At 70.3% G+C, this 14,043-nt stretch carries 16 protein-coding genes and 1 tRNA gene; 13 read left to right on the forward strand and 4 right to left on the reverse strand.

What is annotated here, in order from left to right:
- Nucleotides 1-8 precede the first annotated feature (8 nt).
- The gene (locus J7U37_RS01825; protein ID WP_056479774.1) at nucleotides 9-905 is read left to right on the forward strand and encodes a diguanylate cyclase; all 897 of its coding nucleotides are present in this window, start codon (nucleotides 9-11) and stop codon (nucleotides 903-905) included.
- Between the two features lie 145 nt (nucleotides 906-1,050).
- Here J7U37_RS01825 and J7U37_RS01830 read toward each other — a convergent pair whose 3' ends face one another.
- Complete coding sequence (locus tag J7U37_RS01830; protein ID WP_247634637.1) at nucleotides 1,051-1,422, reverse strand: PilZ domain-containing protein; 372 nt, start codon at nucleotides 1,420-1,422, stop codon at nucleotides 1,051-1,053.
- Nucleotides 1,423-1,862: 440 nt separating this feature from the next.
- Here J7U37_RS01830 and J7U37_RS01835 point away from each other — a divergent pair, with 440 nt between their 5' ends.
- The 4 genes from J7U37_RS01835 to J7U37_RS01850 all read left to right on the forward strand — a co-directional run bounded on the left by J7U37_RS01835 (nucleotide 1,863) and on the right by J7U37_RS01850 (nucleotide 5,681).
- A complete protein-coding gene (locus J7U37_RS01835; RefSeq protein ID WP_247634638.1) occupies nucleotides 1,863-2,804 on the forward strand; it encodes an aldo/keto reductase in 942 nt (313 codons plus the stop codon).
- The gene (locus J7U37_RS01840) at nucleotides 2,794-3,519 is read left to right on the forward strand and encodes an NAD(P)-binding domain-containing protein (protein ID WP_247634639.1); all 726 of its coding nucleotides are present in this window, start codon (nucleotides 2,794-2,796) and stop codon (nucleotides 3,517-3,519) included. Before J7U37_RS01835 ends, J7U37_RS01840 begins: the two co-directional genes overlap by 11 nt.
- Nucleotides 3,516-4,877 (forward strand): hypothetical protein, encoded by a 1,362-nt coding sequence (locus J7U37_RS01845; protein ID WP_056185881.1) that lies wholly within the window; start codon nucleotides 3,516-3,518, stop codon nucleotides 4,875-4,877. Before J7U37_RS01840 ends, J7U37_RS01845 begins: the two co-directional genes overlap by 4 nt.
- A 330-nt stretch (nucleotides 4,878-5,207) precedes the next feature.
- Nucleotides 5,208-5,681 (forward strand): MucR family transcriptional regulator, encoded by a 474-nt coding sequence (locus J7U37_RS01850; RefSeq protein ID WP_056185878.1) that lies wholly within the window; start codon nucleotides 5,208-5,210, stop codon nucleotides 5,679-5,681.
- A gap of 67 nt (nucleotides 5,682-5,748) precedes the next feature.
- Here J7U37_RS01850 and J7U37_RS01855 read toward each other — a convergent pair whose 3' ends face one another.
- Both J7U37_RS01855 and J7U37_RS01860 read right to left on the reverse strand, forming a co-directional pair.
- Nucleotides 5,749-6,006 carry a hypothetical protein gene (locus J7U37_RS01855; RefSeq protein ID WP_244476780.1) on the reverse strand — a complete coding sequence of 86 codons (258 nt, stop codon included), beginning with the start codon at nucleotides 6,004-6,006 and terminating at the stop codon, nucleotides 5,749-5,751.
- Between the two features lie 220 nt (nucleotides 6,007-6,226).
- A tRNA-Glu gene (locus tag J7U37_RS01860) sits at nucleotides 6,227-6,302 on the reverse strand.
- Nucleotides 6,303-6,459: 157 nt separating this feature from the next.
- Here J7U37_RS01860 and rlmB point away from each other — a divergent pair.
- A complete protein-coding gene (gene rlmB / locus J7U37_RS01865; RefSeq protein WP_244476781.1) occupies nucleotides 6,460-7,290 on the forward strand; it encodes a 23S rRNA (guanosine(2251)-2'-O)-methyltransferase RlmB in 831 nt (276 codons plus the stop codon).
- Nucleotides 7,291-7,312: 22 nt separating this feature from the next.
- Here the strand turns inward: rlmB and J7U37_RS01870 are convergent, their stop codons facing one another.
- A complete protein-coding gene (locus J7U37_RS01870; protein ID WP_247634640.1) occupies nucleotides 7,313-9,004 on the reverse strand; it encodes a CYTH and CHAD domain-containing protein in 1,692 nt (563 codons plus the stop codon).
- Between the two features lie 268 nt (nucleotides 9,005-9,272).
- On the opposite strand from J7U37_RS01870, the gene J7U37_RS01875 reads away from it, so the two are divergent.
- The 7 genes from J7U37_RS01875 to J7U37_RS01905 all read left to right on the forward strand — a co-directional run bounded on the left by J7U37_RS01875 (nucleotide 9,273) and on the right by J7U37_RS01905 (nucleotide 13,907).
- Nucleotides 9,273-10,109 (forward strand): TlyA family RNA methyltransferase, encoded by an 837-nt coding sequence (locus J7U37_RS01875; protein ID WP_247634641.1) that lies wholly within the window; start codon nucleotides 9,273-9,275, stop codon nucleotides 10,107-10,109.
- A complete protein-coding gene (locus J7U37_RS01880) occupies nucleotides 10,106-11,362 on the forward strand; it encodes a class I SAM-dependent RNA methyltransferase (RefSeq protein ID WP_056479792.1) in 1,257 nt (418 codons plus the stop codon). The genes J7U37_RS01875 and J7U37_RS01880 overlap by 4 nt, the downstream gene beginning before the upstream one ends.
- 68 nt (nucleotides 11,363-11,430) lie before the next feature.
- A complete protein-coding gene (locus J7U37_RS01885; RefSeq protein WP_247634642.1) occupies nucleotides 11,431-11,889 on the forward strand; it encodes a hypothetical protein in 459 nt (152 codons plus the stop codon).
- A 278-nt stretch (nucleotides 11,890-12,167) separates the two neighbouring features.
- Nucleotides 12,168-12,563 (forward strand): hypothetical protein, encoded by a 396-nt coding sequence (locus J7U37_RS01890; RefSeq protein ID WP_247634643.1) that lies wholly within the window; start codon nucleotides 12,168-12,170, stop codon nucleotides 12,561-12,563.
- Nucleotides 12,560-12,961 carry a hypothetical protein gene (locus tag J7U37_RS01895; RefSeq protein WP_056180454.1) on the forward strand — a complete coding sequence of 134 codons (402 nt, stop codon included), beginning with the start codon at nucleotides 12,560-12,562 and terminating at the stop codon, nucleotides 12,959-12,961. The genes J7U37_RS01890 and J7U37_RS01895 overlap by 4 nt, the downstream gene beginning before the upstream one ends.
- A gap of 77 nt (nucleotides 12,962-13,038) precedes the next feature.
- Nucleotides 13,039-13,317: a hypothetical protein gene (locus J7U37_RS01900; protein ID WP_056180451.1), complete on the forward strand. Its 279-nt coding sequence runs from the start codon at nucleotides 13,039-13,041 to the stop codon at nucleotides 13,315-13,317.
- A 65-nt stretch (nucleotides 13,318-13,382) separates the two neighbouring features.
- The gene (locus J7U37_RS01905) at nucleotides 13,383-13,907 is read left to right on the forward strand and encodes a DUF2934 domain-containing protein (RefSeq protein ID WP_247634644.1); all 525 of its coding nucleotides are present in this window, start codon (nucleotides 13,383-13,385) and stop codon (nucleotides 13,905-13,907) included.
- Nucleotides 13,908-14,043: the final 136 nt, after the last annotated feature.

Consider the following 14,043-nt stretch of genomic DNA (forward strand, 5'->3'; position numbering starts at 1 on the left):
GGGCCGTTATGCACGTTGTTCTGGTCGATTCGAGCCGGCTAATGCGCAAGGCGATCGCCCGGATGCTGGTGCATGGGGGCCATACAGTCGTCGAGTTCGCGGATTCGGCGGCGGCGCTCGCCTATGTCGCCGGAAATCCGGCCGCGACCTGCGTCCTCACCAGCCTGGAGGTTCACCCCCTGGATGGACTGGAACTCTGCTGGTCCCTGCGCGCCCTCGCGGATGACCGCCGCCCGCTCACGATCCTGGCGATGTCGTCGGCACGCGACACCCGACCCATCGACGAAATCCTGGACAGCGGGGCAGACGACTTTCTGGCCAAGCCGCCGAGTTCGCGGGAGCTGTACGGACGGCTGCGCGCGGCCGAGCGGGTCCTGAAGCTGCAGCATGCCCTGATCAAACAGGCCGACACGGATCACCTGACGCAGCTCTTCAATCGCGGCGCGCTGCTGCGTCTGGCCCGCGCGGAACTCCACGCCGCCTCCGCCGATCAGCCCCTCTCGGTGCTGCAGATCGACATCGACCATTTCAAGAGCATCAACGATCGCCACGGTCATGATGTCGGCGACCTGGTGATCCGCAGCGTCGCCCAGATCCTGCGCGAAACCGGAAGCCTCGCGGGCCGGATCGGGGGCGAGGAATACGCTTTGGTCATGCCGGGGCACAGTCTCGGCGGCGCCTCGGTGGTGGCGCACCGCATCCGCCGGCAATGCTCCGCACGCCGGATGCTCGACCGGACCAATTCGCTGCGATTCACGGTGAGCATCGGCGTGAGCAGCTGGGTCGAGGGCGACGAGGTCGGAACGCTGCTCAAGCGGGCGGATCTCGCGCTCTACGCCGCCAAGGCCGCGGGACGGGATCGCGTTGCCGTCACCAGCGCCAAGCTGACGACCGAGTTCGTCTGATCGCGCCTCCCGCCGCGGCCTCGGACACGCGATCCCGGACCAGCCGCGTTCCGCTTCGGCCGTCGCTGATCGCGGCATCGGAGGGAGGTGCCGATGCCGGGTCGGTGGCGGGCCGCGCCTCTGATTGTCACGGCAAAGCGATGAATCAGTCGAGCCGGCGATGGCGGCGGGTGCCATGGCGTTGATGCGGCGCCCAATCCGTTGCTTCGTGCGAGTCCGCGGGAAGAACCCGCTTGGGGACCAGCTTCGCGAACTTCACGATCCGCACGCCGACGAGATTTCCCACGCGCCACGCGAGCGCCACCGCGCACACATAATCCATTCCGACAACTTTGAGCATGAATTCGTACGGGAGCTGGATGTTCTCGGAGACACTGAGCTTGGCTCCGGTCGCCGAAACATCTTTCACGCTGCAGGGAATTTCAGTTCCCTCCTGCGTCCTGATCAGACCGATCCATTCCGTTTTGCTCCTGCTTGCTCGATCTTCGTGCAATGCAGCATCTTGATCTTGAGTCAAAGAACTGTTCCCAGGCTCTTATCGTCAATATATCACCCGACCATCGGTATTCAATCAAGCCTTGTCTGTATCGGAAACGAAACTGAATTTCGGCTCCGCCTCCCGGTGACGCACCAACAACCCCGACAGACCAGAGTGGAAGACCGCCGAGCGCGATCGGCACAGGCATCGGGAACCCGGCCACGTGTCGACGATGGCCTCTGCGGTCGGGGCCGCGCCGATCAGAGCGCCGCCGGCAACGTCTCCCTGCGGCAGCCCCGCGCTCTTCGAGGCGACACCGAAGCCGGACTCGGCCCATCTCGAAGTCGGCCCATCTCGAACTCGGCCCATCTCGAACTCGGCCCATCTCGAACTCGGCCCATCTCGAACTCGGCCCATGTCGAAGTCCTACGCACGGCCCTAGATGAAACTCCGCACCCGTTCCGCCGGAGACCCTGCCGATGCCTCCTTCCCGACGCGCCGTCCTGGCCGGCGCCGGCCTGCTGCCCCTGTCGCTGTCCCGCTTCGGCACGTCCGCCGTCGCGGCGGAGCCGGCCGCCCTGCTGCGACGCCCGATCCCGTCCACGGGCGAGACTCTTCCGGTGATCGGCATCGGCACCTCGCGCCGCTACGAGGTCGAGCCCACCGCTGAGGCGATCGCCCCCTTGCGGGAGGCGGTGCAGCGGTTCGTGGCCCTGGGCGGCAGCGTCATCGATACGGCTCCGAGCTACGGCACCGCCGAAGACGTGCTCGGCCTGATCCTCGCGCAGGATGGCATCCCCGGGCAGGACAGCCTGCGCGAAAAGGTCTTCCTGTGCAGCAAGGTCGGAACGCCGGGCCGCGAGGCCGGCGCCGCCGAGATCGCCCGCTCGTTCAAGCGCCTGAACACCGGGATGATCGACCTCATCGCGGTCCACAACCTCATCGATCCGTCGGCGAATCTCGCCACCCTGCGGGAGCTGAAGGCGCAGAAGAAGATCCGCTACGTCGGCGTCACGGTCTGGCGCGACAGCCAGTTCGGGGACCTCGAAGCCCTGATGAAGCGCGAGACGCTGGACGTCATTCAGGTCAATTACGCCCTCGACGACCGCCGCGCCGCCGAGCGCATCCTGCCGCTCGCCGCCGAGCGCGGCATGGCCGTGATGGTCAACGTGCCGTTCGGGCGCGACCGCCTGTTCAAGGCCGTGCAGGGGCGGGCGCTTCCCGCCTGGACCGCCGAGTTCGATTGCGCGACCTGGCCGCAATTCTTCCTGAAATACGTCCTCGGGCACCCGGCGGTGACCTGCCCGATCCCCGGGATGGCCAAGGCCGCCTATGTCGAGGACAACCTGGGGGCCGCGCGCGGCCGCCTGCCCGATGCCGCCCAACGCACCCGAATGGAGGCCTTCGTCGATGCACTCTAGGTTCATTTCCCGCCGCGTGATCCTGGCGCTCGCCGCCCTCGCGCTCGGATCGGCGGCGCCGGCCGGGGCCCAGACGGCGGCACAGCCGGCCCGGATCGGCATCATCGGCGCCGGCAATATCGGCGGCACCCTCGGGGGGCTGTGGGCGAAGGCCGGGCATGAGGTGATGCTGTCCTCCCGCCATCCCGAGACGCTGACGTCCCTGGTCGAGGAACTCGGACCGAAAGCCCGCGCCGGCACGCCCGCCGAGGCGATCGCCTTCGGCGACGTCATCCTGGTCGCGGTGCCCTACAAGGCCTACCCGCAGCTCGCGCAGGATTACGCGGGCGCCTGGACGGGCAAGGTCGTGATCGATGCCGGCAACGCGACCCAGGCCCGCGACGGCGAGGTCTACGGCGAGGTACAGGCGAACGGCATCGCGGCGGTCTCGGCCAAGTATCTCGCCGGCGCCCGGGTCGTCCGGGCCTTCAACGCGGCCAACTACAAGGTCTTCGCCAAGAACGCCCGCCGCGACGGCGGCCGCATGGCCATCCCGATCGCCGGCGACGACGCCGAGGCGCTGAAGAGCGTGGCGCAGCTCGTGACCGATGCGGGCTTCGATCCCGTACCGGTCGGGCCGCTGGCGAAGGCGGACAGCTTCGCCATGGGGTCGCCGGGCTTCGGCCTGGACCTGACCGCGCCGGAACTGGCAACCCGTCTGGGCGTGTCGCGGTGACGGCCGGGGCCGGCGCCGACCCGCGCGCATCGACCTGGCTCGGGCGCCTGGTCGATGTGCGACCGGGAGAGGCGCCGGCCCTCGCCTGGTCGTGGGCCTACATCTTCTCGATCCTGGCCGCCTACTACGTCCTGCGCCCGATCCGCGACCAGATGGGCGTCGCCGGCGGGATCGAGAACCTGCCGTGGCTGTTCACCGGTACGCTCGTGGGCATGCTGGCGCTCAACGTTCCGTTCGCCTGGCTGGTCAAGACGCTGCCGCGCGCGCGCTTCGTGCCGCTGACCTACCGGTTCTTCGCCGCCAACATCCTGCTGTTCGCCGGCGGGCTCTATCTCGCCGGCCCCGAGGGCGACGTCTGGATCGGCCGGGCCTTCTTCATCTGGCTCTCGATCTTCAACCTGTTCGTGGTCTCGGTGTTCTGGGCCACCATCGTCGACGTGTTCTCCACCGAGCAGGGCAAGCGCCTGTTCGGCTTCATCGCCGCCGGCGCGACCCTCGGCGCCATCGCGGGCTCGGCCACCACCGCCATCCTGGCCCGCGACGCCCCGACCTGGGCGCTCCTGCTCGGCGCGGCGCTCCTCCTCGAAGTGGCCGTGTTCAGCATGCGCGGGCTCGCGCGCCTGTCCGACCGCCTGCACCGGGCCCCAGGCGCCGGCGCGGCGATCGGCGCAGAGGCGCACCCCGCGGAAGCGATCGGCGGCAGCGTCTTCGCGGGCATCACCCGTACCGTCCGCTCGCCCTATCTGCTGAACATCGGCCTGTTCCTGCTGCTGTTCTCCGTGACCTCGACCTTCCTGTATTTCGAGCAGGCCGGCATCGCCAAGCGCAGCTTCCCCGATCGCGGCGCCCAGACCGCCTTCTTCGCCAGCGTCGATCTCCTGGTGAACCTGCTGACGCTCGGGGTGCAGTTTTTCCTCACGGGGCGGATCGTACGCCGGATCGGCGTCGGCCCCGCCCTCGCGCTGCTGCCCGCCGCCAGCATCCTCGGCTTCGCCGCACTTGCGGTCTCGCCGACCATCACCGCCATCGTGGTGTTTCAGGTGCTTCGGCGGGCCGGGAACTTCGCCATCGCGCGCCCGATCCGCGAGGTGCTGTTCACCGTCGTGCCGCGCGAGGATCGCTACAAGGCCAAGAACTTCATCGACACCGTGGTGTATCGCACCGGCGACCAGCTCGGCGCCTGGTCCTTCGCCGGCATCGGCGCCCTGGGGCTCGGCTCAACGGCGGTCGCGGTGACCGCCATTCCCCTGTCGGCGCTCTGGCTCCTGAACAGCCTCTGGCTCGGCCGCCGGCAGTCGGAACGCCAGCGGGCGGCGCTGACGGACGAGCGGACCGTACCCGAAGTCACGAAGTCTTAAGCATCCGGGGCGGACTCTCCTGTCGAGGCCGCCGCGCGCGCCATCGCTCCGGTGCGATACCGGCCGTTCCGGGGCGTGGCGATCAGGCCCGCTCAGGCGGCGAGCCGCATGGCAGAGCGCCCTGCACCCGACAGATTCACCGCTTCGCGCTGGAACAATCCAGCAATATTCGTGCGGAACAACCTTCACGGTAGCCTCGGAGTTGTGGACATCTCCTATCCGAATCGTGCATATCTGCCCTGTTGGTCGACGGAATTGGCGGCTGGCGCTTGATAAATGCCTTCGGATGGGCGATTTGCCGTCTGGGGGCGCAGGAAAAGAAAAGTTCGCATGTCCGAAAATACCGAAATTCAAACAACTGACTTCGTCGACCTCGCGGCCGACATCGTGGCGGCCTATGTTTCGAACAACCCGGTTCGCCCGAGCGATCTGCCGGATCTGATCCGCAACGTGCATGCGTCCCTGAGCGGCCTCGCCGGCGGGGTCGCTCCGGTTTCCGAGGAAGCCGAGATCGAGAAGCCGAGCGCCGCCCAGATCCGCAAGTCGGTGACGCCGGACGGCATCGTCAGCTTCCTCGACGGCAAGAGCTACAAGACCCTGAAGCGTCACCTCAGCAGCCACGGTCTCGACCCGCACAGCTACCGTCAGCGCTACGGCCTGCCGGCCGATTACCCGATGGTCGCACCGTCCTACGCCGCCATGCGCTCGGAACTGGCCAAGTCGATCGGCCTCGGCCAGGTTGCCAACCGCAACGAGGACGAAGACGTGCAGCCGAAGGCCAAGGGCGGCAAGAAGGCCGCCTGAAGCGCGTCCCCGCGCGCCGAGACGTCCGAAGCCCCGCTGCCGTCACCGGCGCGGGGTTTCCTCGTTTTCAGGGGTCGGGCAGGGGCGTTGCGCCGAACAGCCAGCGCTCGTCGAGATCGGTCGCGTTCCGCGTGGCCATCGCCTGGGTCTCGTCGCCCTCGGCGAAGATCACCACGTCGTCCGGGCCGACATCGCGGGTCGCGTAGAAATCCCAGCGCCGGTGGATGACGCGGGGGCCGCCGAACACCCGGTAGGCGTTCTGGTAGCGATCGTCGCGGAAGCCGACGTAGTGGACGCAGCGCGGCGGACGAGCCCCGCCGCTCACGATCGCGGATCCGGCCATGCGCGGTGCCGGGGCGACACGGGCTCGCGCCGGTCCGATCCCGCGCAGGCCGGCTTGGGAAGTTCGGTCGTCGGACAGCGCTCGCGAGACATCGGACCCATCGCCTGAACATAGGGCGGCACGCAGACGCGTGTTGCGACAGCGGTCACGAAGACGTCAGCGATGGAGGGGGCGGTCGATCGGCCCGTAGGCCTGAGTAGAGTGGCGCGCCCTACGGGAATCGAACCCGTGTTTTCGCCGTGAAAGGGCGACGTCCTGGACCGCTAGACGAAGGGCGCTGCTGCGGTGAGCGGTTCTATAGGCGGCTTCGGCCGCGGGGGCAACGGGGGAGGCGACGCTAGTTTGCCGCTTGACGAAAACGGCCCCGGCCGGTTTGTCGAACCCCAGACGCGGCGCGCCTGTTTCAGGGGCGGCCGGAAAGCGGATCGACACCCCATGACGACGCGACGCGACGGCCCGCCGGGCCCGAGGACGAACAAGCCCGGCTTCTCGCGAGGCCCCTTCCGGCGTGGTCCCCCGCAGAACCAGCGCGGCGCCGCCAGCGTGGCGGCGGCGTCGGGCGACCACGTGGTGCTCTACGGCTGGCATCCGGTGGCGCAGGCGCTGGCCAATGAGGGGCGCAAGCTCCACCGTCTGCTCGCCACCGAGAACGCCATGACGCGGCTCGCCGAGGAGATCGGTCCCCTGCGGATCGATCCCGAGATGGTGCGGCCGAGCGCCATCAACGCCCTGCTCGGGCCGGACGCGGTACACCAGGGCCTGTACCTGGAGGCCGACCCGCTGCCGGGGCCGGACCTCGACGAACTCGGCGACGATGTGCTGCTGCTCGCCCTCGACCAGATCACCGATCCGCACAATGTCGGCGCCATCGTCCGCACCGCCGCCGCCTTCGGCGTGGCCGGCATCATCACCACGGCCCGGCACTCGCCCAACGCCACCGGCGTCCTGGCCAAATCCGCCTCGGGCGGGCTGGAGCACGTGCCGCTCATCGTGGTGCGCAACCTGTCGGACGCGCTGGTCGACCTCGGCAAGCGCGGCTTCACCCGGATCGGCCTCGATTCCGACGCCGAGACCGCCCTCGACAGCATCGGCCCCAAGCGGCCGGCGGTGATCGTGCTGGGGGCCGAGGGCAAGGGCCTGCGCCAGCGCACCCGCGACAATTGCGACGTGCTCGCGCGCATTCCGTTCAGCGGCGAGATCCGCAGCATCAACGTGTCGAACGCGGCCGCCATCACGCTCTACGCCCTGAGCCCGCGCGAGGCCTGACGCCCACCCGGGGCGCCCGGCCTCAGCGCCAGAACGGCTTGACGTCGAGCAGCTCGGCATGGGCCGCGGCGGCGGCCTTCAACAGGGCCTTGGCGCCGGCCTCGTTGTCGCCGGCGGCGAGGCCGGCCGCGAACACGGTCTCGCCGGGGATCTCCGACGGATCGGGGCCGGTGACCAGGCTGGACAGCACCATATGGGCGGTGGCCTGGTCGTTCAGGGTGCCGAGGTGGTCCTGCAGGTCCGAGAGCGTCGAGACGAAGGCCTTGTGCCGCTTGTGGGCCTTCTTGCCGGCATAGAGGCTGCCGAAGAACTCGGCCCCGTAGCGCAGCTTCTTGGCCTCGATCCGTACCCGGTGCCGCTCCTCGGCCTCCAGGCGGGCGAGATGGCGGCCGCGCTTGCGGATGCGCCGCAGAACCTTGTCGAGGACCGTGGCGGCGAAGTCGCGGGCGGGCGCCTGCGGGTCGACGCCCTCTGGGACGGCTCCCTCCCGGCCGGCTCGCTCCGCCGCCGTATCCTCTGCCGCCTCGGCCTCGCGCCGGGTGCGCCAGGCCCCCGTCTCGAGCCAGGCGGCGATATCCAGGATGAGGCTGCGCCATTCCTGCGCCTCGAGGGTCGCGATCACGCCGTCATGGGCGCGGTCGCGCTCCGCCTCGAGGCGCCGGCGCAGATCGTCAAGGCCGGCCTCGTCCGGGCGCCGGGCCATCTCGGCCGGCAGGGTCTCGGCCAGGAAGACGTCGAGGTTGCGGGCATGTCCGAACGGCTCGGAGATGCGCTTGATCTCATCGCGCAGGGTCGCGGCCATCGGGTCGTTCGCCAGCATCGGCTTGAACAGGGTGAAGGCGGAGCGCAGGCGGCGCAGGGCGACGCGCAGCTGGTGCAGGGCCTCCACGTGCCGGTTGTGGAGGAAGACGTCCTCGTTGCGGCGCAGATGCGCGAGGCAGGCCTGCGCGATGGCCTGGAAGGCCTCCCCCGTGGTGGCCTCCGGGGACAGCCGCACCGGCCGCGCCTTGCTCGGCCGCCGCAGGGTGCCGTCGAGGAGGCTGAAGCCGCAGGCCGACTTGCTGAGGGCGCCGAGGCGCAGCGGCACCGTCTCGGCCAGGGCCTGGGCCAGGGTGAACAGGTCGTCGGGGCGTCCCTCGATCAGTTCGAGTTCCAGCTCCCACAGGGGTGCGTCGCCGTTCCGGGTCTCGATCCGGCCCTCGTCGAACGCGGCCTCGATGCGCGAAGCCCCGTAGCGCACGATGCGGGTGCGCCGCTCGACGCGGGTGACGAAGGCGGGCGCGAGGTGGGCGTCGGAGGCGGCCTCCAGCACGGCGGGCACCGGCGTGTCGCCGAGAACCGCGAGATCCGGAGCCTCGTCCGCGACGGGCATCTCCCACTCGGCCCGGTCGAACAGCCCCGCTCCCGCCGAGGCGGCCTTCACGGTCTGGACGAATCGGTCGCCGTCGCGGCGCACGCGCAGGGTCAGGCCGGCGGCACGCAGGTCGCCCTCAGCCGTGTCGAAATAGGTCGAGGTGAGGAGAGCGGTCTCCGGGCGCGGCGCGTCCTGGTCGGACGCGGCATCCTGAGGCGAATCCTGGAGGAACGGGTGCCGGCTCAGCTCGGCGAGGTCGCCCGCCTCGCACTGCAGCTTCAGCTCGATTTCCTGCGGCACATCCGATTGCTGCGGCACACCCGCTTCCTGCGGCACACCCAATTCCTCCGTCACACCCATGACTCGTCCTATGTCTCGACCGAGATCCGGCGCGGATCGAATCCGTCGCCCGCGACGGACCGCTCGGCTCCTGCGTCCGGGCACAAACCCGGTCCAGCGCAACCGTTCCGCGCGCGACCTGAGTCGCATCCCCTCCACGTCTATGGCGCAGAGCGCCCCGGAAGGGCGACCGAAATCGTCACGAATTTCGTTCGCCCCCGGGATGTTGTGGTGTAGCGGGAAGAAACGGCCCGGAGGCCGGCGGGATGTCAGTGCGTTGGATGGGGTGATGAATCGGGACCGGCTGAGGGCCGACCGCCTGCTGGTCGAGCGGGGTGTGTTCGAGAGCCGGGCCCGGGCCCAGGCCGCCATCGCCGCCGGACTGGTGCGGGCGGACGACCAGCCGGTGGCGCGGGCTTCGGACCTGCTCGACCGCGACGCGCGGCTCGAGGCGACCGCCCCGCACCCGTTCGTTTCCCGCGGTGGCGTGAAGCTCGTCGCCGCCCTCGACGCCTTCGGGCTCGATCCGGCCGGCCGGGTCTGCCTCGATGTCGGCGCCTCCACGGGGGGCTTTACCGACGCGCTGCTGCGCGCCGGGGCCTCGCACGTCTACGCCGTCGATGTCGGGCGCGACCAGTTGCACGCGTCGCTGCGGACCGACCCGCGCGTCACCAGCCTGGAGGGCGTCGATATCCGCGCCCTCGACCGGACGTCGATCCCGCGCGCGCCCGAATTCTGTACGATCGATGTCAGCTTCATTTCCCTGCGCCTCGTGCTGCCGGCGATCCTGCCGCTGCTCGCCCCCGGCGCGGCGCTCACAGCGCTGATCAAGCCGCAATTCGAGGCCGGTCGGGCGCGGGTCGGGCGCGGTGGGATCGTGCGCGATCCGGCCATCCACGACGCCGTCTGCGCCGAGATCCAGACCGTGCTCACCGCCGCCGGGATGCGTGTGCTGGGGCTGATCCCGTCCCCCGTCACCGGCGGCGACGGCAACCGCGAGTTCCTGATCGGGGCGAGACTGGGTCCGGAACCGCGCACTTCGAAGCGCCTGACTTCGGAAACCCCGGATTCGGAAAACCCGGCCTCGGACCCTCCGACCTTGAGACCCTTGGACCCAACTGCATGACCGAGTCCCCCGTGGAAACCCTCGAGATCCGCCGCCTCGGCGCGCGCGGCGACGGGCTGGCCGAGGACGGCACCGCCGTTGCCCTGGCCCTGCCGGGCGAGCGGGTCACGATCCGACGCGCCGGCACGCGCGGCGTCCTGGTGGCGGTGGAGCAGGCCTCGCCCGACCGGATCGCGCCGTTCTGCCCGTATTTCGGTGCCTGCGGCGGCTGCGCCGTCCAGCACCTGGCACCCGAGCCCTATCACGCCTGGAAGCGCGGGCATCTTCTCCAGGCCCTGTCACAGGCGGGGCTGGCTGTCGCGCCGGAGCCGGTGGTCGACGCGCGGGGCGAGGGCCGGCGCCGCCTGACCCTGCATGTCCGCGCCGTCGAGGGGGCCGCCCAGGCCGGCCTCATGGCCGCCCGCAGCCACGACCTCGTCGCCATCGATCTCTGCCCGATCACCGTCCCGGCCCTGCACCGGGCCCCGGCGGTCGCCATCGCCCTCAGCGCGCCGCTCGGCCACGGCCGCAAGCCCCTCGACGTCGCCTTCACTGCCACCGAAGCCGGCCTCGACGTGGATATCCGGGGCCACGGCCCGGCCGCCGAGGGGGTACGCGCGGCCCTCGTTCGCCTCGCCGACGACCTCGATCTCGCGCGCCTGTCCCTGCACGGGGAGGTGCTGGTGGAGCGCCGCGCGCCGGCGGTCGCCAGCGCGGGCCTGCGGCTGGTGCCGCCGGCGGGCGGCTTTCTCCAGGCCACGCAGGCGGGCGAGGCGGTCCTGACCGAAGCGGTGATCGCCGCCCTCGACAAGAAGACCAAGCGGGTGGTCGACCTGTTCTCCGGCAGCGGCCCCTTCAGCCTCGCCATGGCCCGGACCCGCGACGTCCACGCGGTCGAGGGCGATGCCGCCGCGCTGGCGAGCCTCGACCGGGCGGTCCGGGCGGTGCCGGGCCTGCGCCAAGTGACCACCGAGCGCCGCGACCTCTTCCGCCGTCCGCTGCTGCCCCTCGAACTCGACGCCTACGACGCGGCGGTGTTCGATCCGCCCCGTGCCGGAGCCGGTGCCCAGGCGGCCCGCCTCGCCGAATCGAAGGTGCCGCTGGTCATCGGCGTGGCCTGCGACGTCGGCACCTTCGCACGCGACGCCGCCACCCTGGTGGCGGGCGGCTACACCCTGGAGCGGGTCACCCCCGTCGATCAGTTCGCCTATTCCGGCCATCTCGAGGTGGTGGGGGTGTTCCGGCGTCCGCGTCCGCCGCGCAAGCGCCTGTGACATTCGCGGCCGGAGGCATCGGCGCGTGCGCGCTCGACAAGCCGCCGCGGGCCCTTAGATGGACGGACATGCGCGCCCCCATCTCCGCCTTCCTCCTCGTCCTCGTGCCCGCCCTGTTCCTGGCCGACCCCGCCGCGGCTGATTCCTGCGGCGACCTCATCGACCGGGTCGTGGCCGAGACCCAGGCGCGCCTGGTGAACCGGACGACAGATTTCGCCGAACTCGGCGCCGCCGACGGCATCGGCATGACCCTGGCGTGCGGCGACCTCTCGGCCACCGGCGTGCAGTACAAGGGCACGCCGCTGCCGGCCGGCTATTTCGCGCTGGTCGGACGGGCGGGGCATGCCGTGACGGGGATGGGCGCTGATTCGATCGCCGCAGCGGCCACCAAGGCCCACGAGGCGGCCACGACGACGCGCCACAGCAAGGTCGACCTCGGGGCGGCCCTCGTGACCTGCTCGGTCTCGGAGATGGGTGGTCGCCCGGTCACGGCCTGCGCGGTGATCCAGAAGGGTGATCGCACCTGAGCGACCGGCGACCGGGGGTTTCCCGCTCCGATCTACGACCGCATGGCGATGAGCATGTAGCCGGAATACGCCAGGGCGGCGGCCATCAGAAGATAGACGTTGGGTTCCATGGCGTCCTGTTAGGCCGTGGCTCCGGCGGGGGTCGAGCCGACGCGCTGCCGCTGCGGCATCCGGTTCCCTTCAGCACCTGTTAACCCTATCCGGCGGAACCATGGGTCGGGCCCCGACGGTCTCCATCGCGCGCAGGTCCGATCCATGCAGGTCCGATCGAGGAGTCGATGCAGCTGAGCTTTCGCACCGCCCTGGCAATCACCGGTAGCCTCGCGACCCTCGCGCCTGCTATCGGGGTGACGACGGCGGGCATGGCCCAGGCCCAGGAACCGCTGTTCCTGCGCATCCGTCCCGCCGGCGAGTCGCTCACCGGCCTCGGCGGCGCGGCGACCTCGGACGACGCGATCGCCCGGGCCGCGCGGGCCCGGAGCGAGGCGGTCTGGCAGCGGGCCGAGGCACGGTCCCGCATCGCCATCGCCTCCGTCTGCACGGGATGCCTCGCACCCCTGGGCCCGGCCACGCCGCCGGTTCCGGTGCGCCCGGAGGCGGACGCACCGACTCCCATCGCGGCCGGTTTCGCGGCCGCGACCCCACCACCCCTCGCACAGGCAGACGCTCCATGACGCAGTCCCATCCGACCAGCGGCGCCGTTCCGGACCCGGATTGCCCGGTCTCCCTCGAACTCCTCGGACAGGTCTACCGGGCCGACGAGGACGACCTGCCCGAAATTCTCGACGCCATGTCGACCACCACGCGGGCGCGCCTCGCGGTCTACCTCTACGGCAAGAGCCACATGCACCAGCTCGGCCTGCGGGTGGCGCGGGCCTGCGAGCGCGAGGATCTGGTGCGGGTCGCCGACGAGATCGGCTCCGTGGTCTACGGCCAGTCCCGTCTGAAGCCGGCCCGCCCCGCCGTCCCGAGCCCGGCCGCCGCGCCGCCCAAGAAGATCAGCCTCGGCGGATCGGGCGCCAAGAAGATCAGCCTCGGCGGGTCGGGCGCGAAGAACCGCCTGTTCGATTGATCCCCAGTCGACCGTCAGCGCGGCGGGAACGGATTGGCCCGACGGAAGCTTGACGCTGGCTTTGGGAGTGAGGCTGCATGTTCGGTTCGTGGTGGAAGCTCGGCATGGATGCGACCCTGCTGGCGATGGAATCGCAGCAGGTGATCGGTCTGCGCCTGGCGATGATGACTGCGGGCGGGGCGGCGGCTCAGATCGAGGCCGAGCGCATGGTCACCGAAAAGATCATGGCCGCCAACGAGGCGGTCCTGCTCATGGCGACCGGCGGCTCTCCCGCCCGGGTGGTCGCGGGCTACCGGCGCACGGTGCAGGCCAATGCCCGCCGCCTGTCCGAGCCCTCGGCCAAGGGACGCGGTTAACGCTGGCTTAACCATCCGGTTTCATCTTCGGCGGCACACGGGACCGCACGGATGAGGAAACCGCGATGAACCCCTTCGACCATCAGGTGCGCGAGCGCGCCTATTTCATCTGGGAGGACGAGGGCCGGACCTTCGGCCAGGCCGAGGCCCACTGGCTGCGCGCCGAGCGCGAGCTGCAGGCCGGCTTGCGTTCCGAGATCGCCGTGGTCCACAGCGTCGCCCCGGATCTGACCCTTTCGGCCAGCCCGGCCGAAGTTCTGTCAGGGACCCTGAAGGCCAAGGCGAGCCGGAGCCGCAGCGCCGGCGCCGCCGTCGAGGGCAAGGCCAAGGCGGCCGCCAAAGCCTCGGACAAGGCCTCGGCGAAGGATGCCGGCGCCGGCAAGTCCGCGTCGAAGAAGGCGGAGTCCAAGACTGCGTCGGCCAAAACTGCTGCGACCAAGACTGCTTCGTCAAAGGCTGCTGCATCCAAGACCCAGGCGGCCGACAAGGCCGGCACGACGAAGAGCGCTTCCACCAAGAGTGCCGCAACCCGGGCGCCCCGTGCATCCGCCCGTCACCTCGGTGCCGAGAGCGTCGCCACGGTGCACTGAGCTTCGCCCGAGGCTTCTCGGACTGCGATGAGAGCAAAAGCCCGCTTCCCCTGGGGGAGCGGGTTTTTTCGTATCCGTCGCGGCCCCGCCTCTGCGGCGGAACGAAGCGGAACCTTGACCGTTGACCGCGTCAAGA

This window comes from Methylobacterium sp. 37f (assembly GCF_023093475.1).
Taxonomy (GTDB): Bacteria; Pseudomonadota; Alphaproteobacteria; order Rhizobiales; family Beijerinckiaceae; genus Methylobacterium.

Bases quoted from the DNA above. Each gene is read 5' to 3' on its own strand.
- J7U37_RS01825 (WP_056479774.1), top strand. From the start codon at position 9: ATGCACGTTGTTCTGGTCGATTCGAGCCGGCTAATGCGCAAGGCGATC.
- J7U37_RS01835 (WP_247634638.1), top strand. From the start codon at position 1,863: ATGCCTCCTTCCCGACGCGCCGTCCTGGCCGGCGCCGGCCTGCTGCCC.
- J7U37_RS01840 (WP_247634639.1), top strand. From the start codon at position 2,794: ATGCACTCTAGGTTCATTTCCCGCCGCGTGATCCTGGCGCTCGCCGCC.
- J7U37_RS01850 (WP_056185878.1), top strand. From the start codon at position 5,208: ATGTCCGAAAATACCGAAATTCAAACAACTGACTTCGTCGACCTCGCG.
- rlmB (WP_244476781.1), top strand. From the start codon at position 6,460: ATGACGACGCGACGCGACGGCCCGCCGGGCCCGAGGACGAACAAGCCC.
- J7U37_RS01870 (WP_247634640.1), bottom strand. From the start codon at position 9,004: ATGGGTGTGACGGAGGAATTGGGTGTGCCGCAGGAAGCGGGTGTGCCG.
- J7U37_RS01875 (WP_247634641.1), top strand. From the start codon at position 9,273: ATGAATCGGGACCGGCTGAGGGCCGACCGCCTGCTGGTCGAGCGGGGT.
- J7U37_RS01880 (WP_056479792.1), top strand. From the start codon at position 10,106: ATGACCGAGTCCCCCGTGGAAACCCTCGAGATCCGCCGCCTCGGCGCG.
- J7U37_RS01885 (WP_247634642.1), top strand. From the start codon at position 11,431: ATGCGCGCCCCCATCTCCGCCTTCCTCCTCGTCCTCGTGCCCGCCCTG.
- J7U37_RS01890 (WP_247634643.1), top strand. From the start codon at position 12,168: ATGCAGCTGAGCTTTCGCACCGCCCTGGCAATCACCGGTAGCCTCGCG.
- J7U37_RS01895 (WP_056180454.1), top strand. From the start codon at position 12,560: ATGACGCAGTCCCATCCGACCAGCGGCGCCGTTCCGGACCCGGATTGC.
- J7U37_RS01900 (WP_056180451.1), top strand. From the start codon at position 13,039: ATGTTCGGTTCGTGGTGGAAGCTCGGCATGGATGCGACCCTGCTGGCG.
- J7U37_RS01905 (WP_247634644.1), top strand. From the start codon at position 13,383: ATGAACCCCTTCGACCATCAGGTGCGCGAGCGCGCCTATTTCATCTGG.